We start from the raw sequence: 13,935 nt of genomic DNA, 5'->3' as shown, positions 1-13,935 counted from the left end.
GAATCCGCAGAGAACAAGAACTTATTTTGGCAAGAAACCTTATCATCAAAAATAAAGCAAGAATATTTAACGTAAGCTGGTTAGTGTGTCAGGGTTGTCCATTCCACACCTTCAGGAAGCAGGGCCGCAATGCGGTCTTTGGCTTCCTTTTTGGTATACAGCGATTCATCGAGAATGACCGCGGAACCAGAATCCGTGCTTGTCCGAATCAGACGTCCGAGACCTTGCTTCACACGCAAGAGCATATACGGAAGATCGATCTCTTCGTATGGTGCTGCCGACGCACTGCGTTTTGCATTGAAGACAGGGTCCTGTGGTGGATACGGAAGCGACCAGATCATGACATTGGATAATGACGGACCTGGAACGTCCAGACCTTCCCACAGATTAACGGAGCACAGCACACTTTCCTCATCCTGCTGGAACGCCGCGATCAGATCACTGATCTCCCGATCGCCCTCATACATAAAGCGCAAACCTTCTGCTTCAGGTACATGAACGATGTCCTGTTTGAATGCCCGTAGTTCTTCCATCGTACGGAACAGAATCAGCGCACGTCCTCCACTCTCCTGAAGCATAGACACCGCGTCCCGCATACGATTTTCGTTCTCCGGGTGACCCGGCACAGCTTCGTCTGTAATCTTCATCTTCATTTTGTCCGCATAATCATACGGAGAAGCCACCGAGAATGATACAAAATCATCAATGCCCAAGCTGTCCGCCACATAACGGAATGAACTGTCCACAGATAACGTGGCAGAGGAGAACACGATGGGAATACCTGTGTTGAACACACGCTCGTTCAGCATTTCCTTCACGGTGCGCGGCATGATCGATAAGGTCGTCTCATCCTCGCTCTCTTCCGCCCAACAGATGTAACCATCTTCCTTGCGGAACAAGGCAAGCGCAGACTGAATCATGTCCAGATGTTCTTCCACGACACGCATCTGATAACCATCCAACGAGAACAAGCCGCTCTCAAATACCAGTTCTTCGCCGATTGCATCCAGCACACTCGTCAGACGTTCAATCTCACGTAGCAGTGGCGGCTCTACCCGAACTTCTTTCCGTTCCGAACCAGGGATCGCCACCGTATACGTATCCAGCAATGCAAACAGTCGCTCACTGCTCTCAATCGCTTCATCTACACACTCCGCGAGGGATTCACGAATCTCTCCTTCTAACAGGCGAGTGACGAGTTCCTCAAAGATGCGGTGTTTCAGCTTGTAGCTCAGTGCGTTCAGGGCTGCTTCTTCCAGCAAATGTCCTTCATCAAATACAACTGAGCTGTGGTCAGGCAGCAAGGGCAATTGTCCCTCGCGTTTGCGCGCATCATAGGTCCACACATGCTCCATGTAGTAATCATGGGAACAGATGATGATGTCTTTGGAACGTCGGTAATGGTCACGCGACAGCGTCAGGCCGCAGCGTTGTCTTTTAGGACAAACAAAACAATCCTGGAACGGGTCCCAGTTGATTTTGTTCCACTGACGATCATTCAGATGTGGATACTGTTTGCGGTCACCATACGGATGGAAGGCCTGAAGTGTACCCGGCGTGTTCACAAAATCCGGCAGACTCTCATGCACTTCTTCAATAACAGGCGCATCTTCATCCGCAAATCGCATCGCACTTAGTTTGTTCAGACAGACGTATTGATCCGGTGATTTGCCCAGACGTGCGTCCACTTCCAAGTCCAGATGTGCAGCCAGCTTCGCAATATCTCCGCCGGGCTTCACAAGCTGTTCAATCAAAGACTCATCGGCACAAGCAATCACTGCCGGTTTGCCCGTATAACGTGCATAACAGACCGCGTAGAGCAGATAGACTAACGTCTTGCCTGTTCCGACACCGGCCTCCGCCATAATGGTCTTTTTATCTCCATAGGCCCGTTCGAGCTGGTACGCCATAAAAATCTGTTCATCCCGTACCTCGAAGCCGAACTCTGGCAAAATATCGTAAAAAACATCGGCGACCCATTCTCCCAGACGGGATACAAAAGGTTCAGCCGGATCATATGCAAAAGGATAACGTTGTGTAGACAATCCTAGGTCAGCCTCCATTCTTAGACGCGGTCCTCTTTCATTTTTCCGTTCAAAAAAGGCCGCAGGGCAAAAGTTAATTATCTCACGCGATGAAGCGGGTGACAAGCTTTTTTTACGAGATTATTTGCGAGGTTTAATGTATAGAACCAATTTTCAGGGAAAATATATACAGGAATCCACTTTAAGGAAAGGCGGTGCTCCACTCCATGAATCATCAGTCTTCACAACCAGAGCATTCCTCAGACAAATCAGCTGAGACATTAACGGATCGACAAGGGCATCCCATTACGGACAATCAGAATGTACGAACCGTTGGCAGCCGGGGACCGACTACGCTGGAGAACTATCATTTTCTCGAAAAAATTACTCACTTCGACCGCGAACGTATTCCGGAACGTGTGGTCCATGCCCGTGGTGCTGGTGCTCATGGCGTATTTGAAGCGTATGGAACAGCCGGGAGTGAACCGGTATCGAAGTACACACGTGCACATCTGTTTCAGGAAAAAGGCAAACAAACGCCCGTTTTCGTTCGCTTCTCTACCGTTATACATGGCGGACATTCACCGGAGACACTGCGGGACCCGCGCGGATTTGCTGTAAAATTCTATACCGAAGATGGCAACTGGGATCTGGTGGGTAACAATCTGAAAATCTTTTTCATTCGTGACCCGCTCAAATTCCCGGATATGGTACACGCCTTCAAGCCAGACCCGTTGACCAATGCACAGGATATGGAGCGGTTTTTCGACTTTGTATCGCTAAGTCCTGAAGCTACCCATATGGTGACATTCCTCTTCTCTCCATGGGGCATTCCAGCGAATTATCGGCAGATGCAAGGGTCGGGTGTTAATACATACAAATGGATCAATCAGGAAGGCACGGGCGTACTCATCAAATACCACTGGGAACCGCTCAATCAAGGGATACGCAACCTGCTGCAAAAAGACGCGAGCGAGATTCAAGGACAGAACTTCAATCATGCGACATTGGACCTGTATCACGCTATTGAAAAAGGGGAGTATCCCGAATGGGAGCTGTGCGTTCAAGTGATGGAGGACGGCGAGCATCCGGAGTTGGATTTCGACCCGCTGGACCCGACCAAGTTGTGGCCGCAGGAGCAGTTTCCTTTTCTACCTGTTGGCAAAATGACGCTGAATCGTAATCCCGAGGATTATTTCAATGAAGTGGAGCAAGCAGCGTTTGGCACAGGCGTATTGGTAGACGGGCTGGATTTCTCAGATGACAAGTTGCTGCAGGGACGCACCTTCTCTTATTCAGATACCCAGCGTCACCGGGTGGGTGCAAACTACCTGCAATTGCCTGTAAATGCACCGAAAAATCGGGTGGCAACCAATCAAAGCGGCGGGCAGATGCAGTATCAAGTGGATCGTGCGCCGGGTCAGAATCCACATGTGAACTATGAGCCTTCATCGCTCGGTGGGTTAAAAGAAGCACCCCCACGTGGTAAGGAACATGAACCACTGGTGGAAGGTCGACTTGTCCGTGAGAAGATTGAGCGTACAAATGACTTTGGACAAGCGGGTGATACGTATCGGGCGTTCGAAGATTGGGAGCGGGATGAGCTAATCAGCAACATGGTCGGCGCGTTGGCACAATGCAAACCGGATATCCGGGAGCGCATGATCTCTTACTTCACCCAAGCGGATGCGGATTACGGTCGGCGCGTCTCTGAAGGGTTGGCCTCTGTACCAACCGATGATAGTGCCACAGTCCAACCGAAACATGAACCAAGTGTCGAGCAAGCAGAGAAACGCAGTCGTGAGACGGACGGATATTAAAATAGCTGGACAGCGTTTAGACTGATAAGTCTGACACTGTTAGTACATTCGAGTATGTTGAGTAAGCAAATTACGTTCTGAATTAAACATAGCCCTGATCGTCAAGTTGCCCGTTGCAGCTGCTATCAGGGCTTTTTCATGACTAGTTTGAGTATAATCTCCACTTCAGGATGTAGGCTGCTATTTATTTTAGGTTGAATGAAGTTCATAGGAGTGGATCATAAGTAAAACTGGTACTTTGAGGATGGAAAAGCGTACTTCTCTACGTTCATTTCAGATGATTCTTCGTTAAATGAGAGCTATCACCCAATGGAAAGATTACATAATTCACGTGATATTACAGGCATTGGAAGCTTGCAGGCCTGACCTGCCTGCATGTACCTCCATCTGATCAGATGATTATTGATGATAACGCTTACAACATTTACCATAAAGCTGTGTCCTAGAGATTACATCTAACCAGCCGGCATGACCTATCTCATAGGTAACGGTCTGGTACACGGCTACCACATGCTCTTCATTCTATTCCCAATTAACCAAGGAGGCTTACGTAATGAAATTATTCCCATCCACATCCACTCATGTATCTGCACGATCTGCACGTTCTCTGAAGGAACGCTCCCTCAAATCCAAAATGGCCCATATCTGTCTGAGTGCCGCGTTCCCTCTATTATTAATTGGTGGTGGATCGGCCGGTGCTGAGGAACTGATCGAGAGCAGCTTGCAAAATCCCTCTGAATCGGTGGCGACTTCGAATATCGCACTTGCTGCGGGTGATCTGTATGTGTCTCCTGGCGGCTCAGCCAGCAATCCGGGAACACTGAACAGTCCAACGTCACTGGCTAACGCATTGACCCAGATCGCACCAGGCAAAACGATCTATCTACGCGGCGGTACCTATAACTTCTCCCAGACCATTACCATTGAACGTGGCAACAGCGGCACATCGAGCCAACGTAAAAACCTGGTGGCGTATGGATCGGAAAAACCGGTCTTTGATTTCTCAGCCCAGGCCTTCGCTTCCACCAATCGTGGACTGCAAATGTTCGGAGACTACTGGTTCGTCAAAGGGCTTGAGGTGAAGGGTGCGGGCGACAACGGCATCTTCATCGGAGGCAGTTACAACCGTCTGGAGCAGATCGAAGCTCATCACAACCGGGATACGGGTATTCAGATGGGACGTTATGCTTCCACAGCCGCCAAGAGTGAATGGCCTGCATATAATGAAGTGATTCGTTCTTACTCCCACAACAACTATGACCCGGATGACGGCGAGGATGCAGACGGTTTTGCGGCCAAACTGACCGTAGGCCCGGGCAACGTCTTCGACGGTTGTATTGCGGCCTATAACGTGGACGATGGCTGGGATCTGTATAGCAAAACAGATACAGGCGCCATCGGCGCGGTTACGATCCGCAACAGCATCGCCTACGCCAATGGCGCAACCGCAGACGGCACTTCTACCTCCAACAGTGATGGCAACGGCTTCAAGCTGGGCGGCGAGAAGATTGCGGTGAATCATATCGTTGAGAACAGCATTGCGTTTAATAATAAAAAGCACGGCTTCACTTACAACAGTAATCCCGGTTCCATCCAGATGAAAAATAACACCTCCTGGAACAATGGGCAAAGCAACTTTGCCTTTGATGTAGGCACCCACATCTTCACCAACAACCTGTCCTTCCAAGGCGGCGCCAGTGACAAAACAAGCGGAACCGACGTCAGCAGCACCAACGTCTGGTGGAAAAACAAAAAAAGCGAGAACGCCAAAGGCCTGCTCGCCAGCGCAGCCGACTTTGTCTCCCTCGTGCCTTCGGTAACACGTAGCGCGGATGGAACGCCTGTCTTGGGCAATTTCCTCAAGCTTGCGAAGGGCAGTGATCTGACCGGCTCGGGTACGCCATCGGGTACGAATATTGGTGCGCGGTAGGTATGGGAGTAAATAAGATAAAAGAATAATTTAAAAGCAAGTCCCCTCCCCCAATGCCAGCCTAATCGGTGGTAATGGAGGAGGGGATTTTTGAATTGCTGTGTATTGTATACTGGCTTCTAGGTTGAAAGATACTCACACTCACGTTTTGCCTAAAACCTCAATGATGAGTCTGCTGCCTGTGCGAAAACCTTGCTCGAACGCCGCTTCCACATACATCGACGTGGATTGTCCGATCAAGTCTATCAGTTGTTCCAGAGCATCGTATTCATTCTCGGTAAGCTGTGTTTTGTAGTCCTGCATCAGGTCTGATATCTGGCGATTGATCTCCTGATACTCAGTTTGTTCAGGATGAATTGACTCATCCAATCGCAGGTTTCCGTGAAACAAGTCTTCGATCAGATTTGACATGTTATCCTTCATGGTAAGGTCACCTCAGGAAGATTGTAACTCATGGGATGAGGTGAGATGGGAATTTAGCGGGAAATCCGCTAGTTTTTTATTGAGTCGAAATTAAAGTAAAGGAATTTGAAAATATCTCACATTCTAAACAAGAGCTATCCAAATACATTGATTATTACAACAACAAACGCATTAAGACAAAACTAAAAGACAAGAGTCCGGTATGGTACCGAATTCTTGCCCAACAAGTTTCCTAAAGATATAATCTGTATAACTTTACGGGGCATTTCATTGATAGGTGGTTTTTAGTGAGCTATCGTTTCATGATATGACGAAACTGTACAAAGAACTGCTATATCTTCCCTAACGTGTGAATTTCATCGAATTCTTTATTAGTTAGACCATAGATATATTCGTCATAGTGCCGTCCTTTTGTAAAAATCATGTTTCTTATTCTTCCCTCTTGAATGAAGCCTAGATTTTCATGCAATGCTACAGAACCCTCATTAAATGCATACACATGAGCGTTCACCTTCACATATCCTAATTCCTCAAAGTAGTACTTAAGTATAGTTTTAATAGCATCAGATGCATAACCTTTGCGCCAATGCTCACGGAATATCGAAACTCCATATTTAAATGTACCACATCGAAGATTACAACTGTTTGTAGAAATGCTCCCGATAAGTGTTCCATCAAGCGTTTCTATAGCCAAAAAAACGTTGTCGCCATGAGAAGTGTTTTTGGATTGATGCTCTGCCCAACTGATTGTACCTTCTTCTGACCTTGGAAAATGTAACTCGTCACATAATCTTGCATTCTCCGAATCTTGATCATTGAAATGAAACTTTTCCCCGTCTGTTGGTGATACCGGACGCAATCTAACTTTCATTCCAGCCCAAATGTAATTACTCATATACTGATCCTCCTCAATTTTCATCCTGATTTCTTCTTACATTATTAATAGAAAGAAGAAGGTGGAGATCTCGCTCGAGGACCAAAATTTAATACGACTACATAGTTCTCATTCCTCTCAGGTATTTGGTAAATTATAACACAAGTTTAAATGCATGTTAATAGTTTTCATCAGTCAATCTATATAACTTTTCCTTCTCTCTACAAGATCAATCTAACTAAAATGGTTTCACCGCATCTTCTTGTTCAACGGCATCAGGTACTTTTGCTTACCCTCGGTGTGGTACAATTCGGCATTGGCATCCAAGTTGGTCCTGATCCAATCGTTGCGTTGACTGTCGGTACCGTACTTGCTGTGAATCGATTTGGGATGTGTCTTCTTGCCCCAAATGATGAAGTAATGCTCCCCGTCCGTTTTCCCCTCATAGATCCAGTTCGTAGCCTGATAAATCCCGCCGTGATGCTTTTGCTCTACGTCTGCATAACTGACGATCAACTCCACGTTGGGGGATTGCTCCTTCAAGAACCGGATCGCTTTGGCAAAGATCTCCGATACAAATGATTGATGCTTGGTTAATGAAACCCGCGTCAACTCACAGCATTCACGCTGCGTCAGGCCATCAGGAGAACCGATATTCTAAGTCGCCCCACGGCTGAATATAACAACATGATAAATTGGCCATCTTCCCATGCTCCCACCTTCACAGACTTCCCTGCGGGCAAGCTACGGCTGTAGTGGAAATTCTCACAGGAAAACTTCGCTGCTGCTTGTGTCGCCCAATCCACTTTTAAATCAATCATGTTCGAATTCCTCTTTGCAGTGCGGACAAGTCACCAGCTTTGAACTCAATACCCCCAAATCGCCTTGATCTTCGGAAGTACCCGCATCGAAATTCGGGATCTCAATCTCACCAAGCATCTGTTTCAGATCCACATCGTCGAACCCGGACAAGGAAATATCCACGTTTTCCTGTTGCAACTCAACAAGTAACTGCGATAGGGCATCTTCATCCCAATCACCTGATACCTTATTCAAAGCAATATTCAGGAGCCGTTCCTGCTGATCGTCCAGATCCACCACGGATACCTGCAACTCAATGTGGCCAGGTTCATTGATCATGATCTTATACCGTTGATGGCCGCCGACCATGTTTCCGGTACGTTCGTTCCAGACAATTGGTTCAACATAACCGAATTCCTCTATGCTGCGGTGAAGCTTATCATATTCAACATCCCCAGGCTGAAGATCAACACGGGGGTTGTAGGCTGCTGAATTAATCTGATCGATCGGTACAACTCTGATGTTCATGTTCTCTACCTCCAATAAAAAAAGACGCTCTTTGGAGTCTAAAATTAAGATTACTTATACTCTGAAAATAGTTTTTCTTTCATTTTTCTTAAATCAGATTGTTTAAAGCCAATAACAGTTAGAATCGCTGTTTGAAATCTCCACAACTCATCCCGGGATCTCTCGCGTTGCGAAAAATCATTACCGGTTTTATTAAATTCATCAATAGCACCCAATAGGAAAGAAACAAGTTCTCTGTCACTATCTAAAGCAACCGTTAAATACTGTCTTAGAGTATTCACAATAGTAATTGTCTTTTCGAAAGCATTCTCATAAGTATCTAAAGGTTCCTTATTAATTTCAACCCAATGACGCTCAAAGATGCCTATTAGGATATCAATAATTTGTACTTGTTGCTTAATTTTATTTGGTTTCTCTTTCTTTTCTTGTAGATGCATGGAATACTTAACAGCCCCTATAGCTCCTAACGTCCCCACTATACCACCTGTAAAGCTTCCCCAATCAAACCCCATCAAGATTCCCCCTTTAATGTCGATTTTCGACGTAATTAAGAGAAATCCTTTTATTCATTTGTGTTGAGTTGGTTTCAACGTTTGGGTGACCATTATATGCATGCGTAGGCTCAATCAGACGCTGTTCTCTGCTCTTCAATTGACTGATCCCTGCAAACGTACGTTCTTATGCTAAGAGGCGCAGATCGGCTCACATTCTGTCATATGAGAGCAAAAGAAAAACGCCTTTGCAGGCGCTACTATTTACTAAGCTTCTCCACTATACGGTTTGTTACATCCATTGTATCTTTTTGACTCTTCAACTGAAGTTGAAACCCATTGAGAATCTTCTCAGGTGTAACTTTCATATCTTTTAAATTCAAACCCTGATCCATTAACTTAGTACCATGAATTAATTCATCGAAAGCATCAACAAGCTGATGGTGCTCCCGTTCAATTACTGCTGGACGGTCCAGAACAGCCAGCTCGTTTCTAATTGAAGCATATCGACTAATCGCACTCTCAAGAACGCTCTTACGTTTCAGAAGCTCATCGTATTTTAATTCTGACGCAAGCTTCTCAGCTTCTTTAAGTTCAGTTGAAACAGCATTGATTTTATCTCCTAATACATTTAGAGCCAACGCATATTTAATTGTATTATCCAAGGTATTCACCTCCTTCGACATCAAAATTCGACATCAGGAAGGTTTTTCCTCTTTGGGACATATAGGCCAACTACAAAACTGCTTAACCCCATCCAATCTACCCCATACACATCCTTTGCACTTCTCAGGCTGCTTGTTGGGGCGAATACGTATCTTCTTCCGTCTTCTGCTGCTGATCACTTCGATACCTTCAAATAAAAAAAGCCGATCCAGTGAAGGAACGACTTTGGCTGTAATATGTACTTTATTGATTTAACCTGCTTTGATATGCAATCTGGAATTGAGGAATTCCTTTGTATATAAAGAAATATACGCATACGAGAAATAAAATGCTAAATGTGATTTTGAGATTTGATCCTCTCAATCTTAAAACAAACCTTAAGATAATTGCTATTGCTACTGCTGGTAAAACTAAATATAGACCAAACGTCTCAAAAATTGCATAGGCCATGGCGTTAAAAGTGTTTTCCCCGTTTCTCCTATTATGTCCAGAATATCACCTCCTGTGTAATTAAAAGATTGGCGTCCGTACCGTCCGCAGCAAAAACGCTACGCTCTTTGCTTTAAATGCATACGTTCTAAATTACAAGAGAGGAAGAACAAGACCATTTTACTGAGATTACATTATTGAGTCAAAAACACTATGCTCCATTATAGTAGTATAACTTTTCGTTAGCTCCTGATCTCGTCTATTTTCTCACTTTATTGATTAAGAATCCAAAATATGAATGTACCAAATAAGCAAACAAGCGACACAGGATACAGTATCCATCTGCTTACCCGATCTTTATACGCGATTACCCAGCAGATGATACCAATCCATGCAATTAATAGTTGCCAGAAATCCAATGATCGACACCTCCCCTACAACTAATTCGGTACCTAAATTGAATTACCTTCGTAAGTTAACAGAAAAGCGATAAGAGGAACGCCCCAGTCATATATACCTCTATTGCAGTTGTGCGTTTCATTCTCGCCTTTTTCTATGCTCCTAATGTATCATGGAAAAATATTCACGTGGGGTTCAACATGGTTTTAAAATGAGGGCAGACTAGGTTTACCTTCGGGTCAATAATCCTCTCTCAAATTACAAGCTAAGATAGACTATAATGATATTGTTCTATTAAATCGAAATAAAGAAACGAGGTATACATAATGAAAATACTTAGTGTACGTATTAGAAATTACAAAAGTATTGAAGATTCAGAAGAAATTGATTTACATAATAAAATCAATGCCTTGGCAGGGAGAAATAATACAGGTAAATCGGCATTCATTGAAGCTATATATAAAGTCCTAGGAGGCAATCTGGAAAGTGTTATAGCAGACACTTTCAATTCAACAGAAATCATTTTAGAAGTAAGCCTATCATTCGAAGAAATTTATGAATTAAATAAGAAGGTTGAAAGCGAATATATAGTGGACAATTATCCCAAATTTAGTATCTCTATTAAATATAGTGAGAATACCCTTGCTACTTCTATTGGTGCGGTAGAAGTCTATCATGAGAGTTCATATAAACCTTTTTACGTTAATCAAAATTATTATAATAATAAGACTCCAAGTTATAAATTAATGTATATAAATAATTCAGGTGTTGTCTCCTTTTCGGACACACCTACCTTCTTAAAAAATTTAATGACTTTTCTCAAGGAAAAAATAGTATATATAGCTGGCTCCAGACACGTTCTTCCGACCGAAGATTCCACTTTAAACCGTTCTTTGAATATTAATGGCTCTAATCTCCATGGTTTGCTCTATACTCTGCATAACAATGAGGAAGAAATTTTTGATAAAATTGTGGAAACATTTATTCAAATCTTCCCTGATGTTACCTCTATTAGTACTCCTATTAACGGTGCGAGGCAAACTTTTATTAGTGTATCCTTTGAAGGCTTTGATACACCGATTCCCCTATCAGATTGCGGAAGTGGTTATACTCACGTTCTATTATTATTGTGTGTTCTCTATACAAAAAAAAATAGTGTTGTTCTATTTGATGAGCCACAAGTATTCTTACATCCTTCTGCAGAGAAGGCCATATATGATTTAGTAAGTGAGGGCAGTGAGCACCAATTTATATTCACTACGCACTCACCTATCTTAATTAATTATCCCTCAGAAAAATATTTAATTCATGTTAATAAGATGAAAGGTAAAAGTACTTTCACACAATTAGAACAAATACAAGAAGTACTACAGGATATAGGTGTAAGTAACAGCGACTATGCTTTGTCTGATAAAGTAATATTTGTAGAAGGACAAACTGAAGAAATTGTACTTCCAATGATCCTCTCTCATTTCGGCTTAAAACAGATCGGTTATAATTACAGAATATTAAACATGAAGGGAACTGGTAATTATTTCACTAAGAATTCTTCTATGCGAGAGCATAAAGGCAAACTTGACTTAATTCTAAGTGGCATATCTGAGAGCCCAATACCTTATAAAATAATTATTGATGCAGATAACAAAACCGACGAAAAACTTCTCACATTAAGAGAAAGCTATGGAGATAGTATAATTATCTTGGAACGACGAGAGTACGAGAACTACTTTTTGGACTGTTATCAAGAGCTTTCTGAAATCATTAACCAATATACATCAATAGTTGTTACAGACCCCAATCGAATAAAGGGCGATATTGAACAATTATTATTAGCAGCCGATGACATTAAATTATTTCCTAGAGGTTCTATAAATGTGTTAAAAGATGTCGTTGGAAGTGAAGTGTTAGAACGATTATTTAAAAATTACTCTTTACATTATAATAAAGTAGATCATGGAGTGGAACTGACTAAAAAAGTGTTAAATACTACTCCAGAAAAACTGGAATTCTTTAAAAACGAACTGCTAGATTTCATTAAAGGATAATAATGCAAAAAAAGAGAAGCTGACGAATTAATCGTCAGCTTCTCTTTTAGAATTCAGCATCATCTTGCTCAAAAAAGCCGATAAGCTTCAAATTATTTGCCACACTCTCCAGTCCCTCATCGATTTTGCGTTTGATAGTACTGTCACTGAGTGAACGCCTGAAGAAGAGTATCGTTTCCTTGCGTGAATAACCTTGAATGTACCTGTAATCAACGGCTATACGGGCTTCTTCGTCTTTGATTAGTCGTTATGCCCTTTCCAACTGGTGTGTATAGAAGTCATATCTTTTGACACCCAACGCTGTTTCTCTATAAGAATCGTAGCGTTTGCCGTCTTGCCCGCAGCAGATCTATTTTTATTGTAGATACAAGTTACTTTACAATCAGTCTCCCTTTTAATATGATTTCAAAGTTTCTTGTTATCTTTTTATTGATACACCGCCTATTGTTGGAACTATAATAGACTGCGGGGTTCCCATCAAATATTCACCGAATGTGAGAACATATGCGTCAGCTCGGTCAGGTGACTTTAATCCACGCTTCTTCATGTCTTTCTTACTTTCAAGAAGTATCTTGCCCTTGCTGGTCATTGACCATTTTCTTGCAGTCCATTGGGAAGTAAGTACATCGTCATCGGGTAGTTGTAAGACCGCAGAATCGTTATTTATATAATTGCTCATGTTTTGTTCCAGTTGACCTTTAATATACGCCCACATCTTCGAGCCTAGGTTTCCATAATGTCCATCCAAAGATTGCTCAAATTTACTAGGGATTTGAATATCCATTAATCGCCCATAATGTCGAATAACGAAATAGGATGTTATACTTGCTGTACAAAAATTTAATTGCAATAAATTCAATATTTTTTAACATATCCAAAATGAGGAAATTAGAACAAACTCATATCGTAGTACAAATTATAGTTTACAGAAGTAGATTCGTAGTATCTTGCATTAGAGTTGATTGGAGGAAAGGGTTCATGAATATAATAATTGAGAAGTTAAAAGATACAGATATTGAAGACTTGTATGAATTCGAAATTGAAAACAGAATTTTTTTCGAGGAAATGGTACCGTCTCGAGGAGATGATTATTACATACCTGAGGTTTTTAAAGTAAGGAATGAATCTCTGCTTGATGAACAAGTCAAAGGACTCTCCTTTTTTTATTTAATAAAAGACGAAAATAACTCGATTCTTGGAAGAATAAATTTAGTTGATATTGATGATTCCGATAAAATAGGATTTCTTGGCTATAGAGTGGGACAAATCCACACTGGAAAAGGTATTGCTAAAAAAGCATTAAAATTATTACTCAATACAATAGTTGATTTAGATATAAAAGAAGTTAAGGCAAAAACAACCACCAACAATATAGCATCTCAAAAAGTTTTAGAGCAAAACGGATTCGAGCATATTGAAACTAGTGATAAAGAATTTGAAATGAATGGGCAAATGTTAAAATTCATTAATTATAAATGGACAAATAAATCATTATTCTAATCACC

Annotated in this window: 13 protein-coding genes and 1 pseudogene; 5 read left to right on the top strand and 9 right to left on the bottom strand. The window is 42.4% G+C overall.

The annotated features are described in order from the left end of the window. Positions 1–80 precede the first annotated feature (80 nt). Positions 81–2,063 (bottom strand): ATP-dependent DNA helicase, encoded by a 1,983-nt coding sequence (locus MHI01_RS29445; RefSeq protein WP_340984717.1) that lies wholly within the window; start codon positions 2,061–2,063, stop codon positions 81–83. Positions 2,064–2,251: 188 nt separating this feature from the next. Here MHI01_RS29445 and MHI01_RS29440 point away from each other — a divergent pair, with 188 nt between their 5' ends. Both MHI01_RS29440 and MHI01_RS29435 read left to right on the top strand, forming a co-directional pair. Then, positions 2,252–3,844, top strand: coding sequence for a catalase (locus MHI01_RS29440; protein WP_445744915.1), 1,593 nt, complete (start codon positions 2,252–2,254; stop codon positions 3,842–3,844). 553 nt (positions 3,845–4,397) lie between these two features. Then, positions 4,398–5,774 carry a right-handed parallel beta-helix repeat-containing protein gene (locus tag MHI01_RS29435; RefSeq protein WP_340984716.1) on the top strand — a complete coding sequence of 459 codons (1,377 nt, stop codon included), beginning with the start codon at positions 4,398–4,400 and terminating at the stop codon, positions 5,772–5,774. Positions 5,775–5,915: 141 nt separating this feature from the next. Here the strand turns inward: MHI01_RS29435 and MHI01_RS29430 are convergent, their stop codons facing one another. Further along, positions 5,916–6,197: a DUF6809 family protein gene (locus MHI01_RS29430; RefSeq protein ID WP_340984715.1), complete on the bottom strand. Its 282-nt coding sequence runs from the start codon at positions 6,195–6,197 to the stop codon at positions 5,916–5,918. Between the two features lie 95 nt (positions 6,198–6,292). On the opposite strand from MHI01_RS29430, the pseudogene MHI01_RS29425 reads away from it, so the two are divergent. Next, a pseudogene (locus tag MHI01_RS29425) lies at positions 6,293–6,433 on the top strand (IS3 family transposase); the annotation flags it as partial. Between the two features lie 95 nt (positions 6,434–6,528). Here MHI01_RS29425 and MHI01_RS29420 read toward each other — a convergent pair. From MHI01_RS29420 to MHI01_RS29395, 6 genes are all read right to left on the bottom strand, one after another. After that, positions 6,529–7,092: a GNAT family N-acetyltransferase gene (locus MHI01_RS29420; protein ID WP_340984714.1), complete on the bottom strand. Its 564-nt coding sequence runs from the start codon at positions 7,090–7,092 to the stop codon at positions 6,529–6,531. Positions 7,093–7,320: 228 nt separating this feature from the next. Then, positions 7,321–7,683, bottom strand: coding sequence for a Mom family adenine methylcarbamoylation protein (locus tag MHI01_RS29415; RefSeq protein ID WP_340984713.1), 363 nt, complete (start codon positions 7,681–7,683; stop codon positions 7,321–7,323). Positions 7,684–7,703: 20 nt separating this feature from the next. Continuing rightward, positions 7,704–7,892 (bottom strand): hypothetical protein, encoded by a 189-nt coding sequence (locus MHI01_RS29410; RefSeq protein WP_340984712.1) that lies wholly within the window; start codon positions 7,890–7,892, stop codon positions 7,704–7,706. Further along, on the bottom strand, positions 7,885–8,400 hold the full coding sequence (locus tag MHI01_RS29405; protein ID WP_340984711.1) for a ParB N-terminal domain-containing protein: 516 nt from the start codon (positions 8,398–8,400) through the stop codon (positions 7,885–7,887). Before MHI01_RS29405 ends, MHI01_RS29410 begins: the two co-directional genes overlap by 8 nt. Before the next feature lie 50 nt (positions 8,401–8,450). Continuing rightward, positions 8,451–8,912, bottom strand: coding sequence for a hypothetical protein (locus tag MHI01_RS29400; protein WP_340984710.1), 462 nt, complete (start codon positions 8,910–8,912; stop codon positions 8,451–8,453). A 239-nt stretch (positions 8,913–9,151) separates the two neighbouring features. Beyond that, complete coding sequence (locus tag MHI01_RS29395) at positions 9,152–9,556, bottom strand: hypothetical protein (RefSeq protein ID WP_340984709.1); 405 nt, start codon at positions 9,554–9,556, stop codon at positions 9,152–9,154. 1,155 nt (positions 9,557–10,711) lie between these two features. Here MHI01_RS29395 and MHI01_RS29390 point away from each other — a divergent pair. Next, entirely contained in the window at positions 10,712–12,430 is a 1,719-nt protein-coding gene (locus tag MHI01_RS29390) for an AAA family ATPase (protein WP_340984708.1), read from the top strand. A gap of 418 nt (positions 12,431–12,848) precedes the next feature. Here MHI01_RS29390 and MHI01_RS29385 read toward each other — a convergent pair whose 3' ends face one another. After that, positions 12,849–13,214, bottom strand: a complete 366-nt coding sequence (locus MHI01_RS29385) for a hypothetical protein (protein WP_340984707.1) — start codon at positions 13,212–13,214, stop codon at positions 12,849–12,851. 194 nt (positions 13,215–13,408) lie between these two features. Here MHI01_RS29385 and MHI01_RS29380 point away from each other — a divergent pair, with 194 nt between their 5' ends. After that, on the top strand, positions 13,409–13,930 hold the full coding sequence (locus MHI01_RS29380) for a GNAT family N-acetyltransferase (RefSeq protein WP_340984706.1): 522 nt from the start codon (positions 13,409–13,411) through the stop codon (positions 13,928–13,930). Positions 13,931–13,935: the final 5 nt, after the last annotated feature.

Origin of the sequence: Paenibacillus sp. FSL M7-0656, from assembly GCF_038003225.1 — a bacterium.
GTDB lineage: Bacteria > Bacillota > Bacilli > Paenibacillales > Paenibacillaceae > Paenibacillus > Paenibacillus amylolyticus.
The sequence above is the reverse complement of the archived record's forward strand: the minus strand, read 5'-3'. Positions and strand labels throughout refer to the sequence as shown.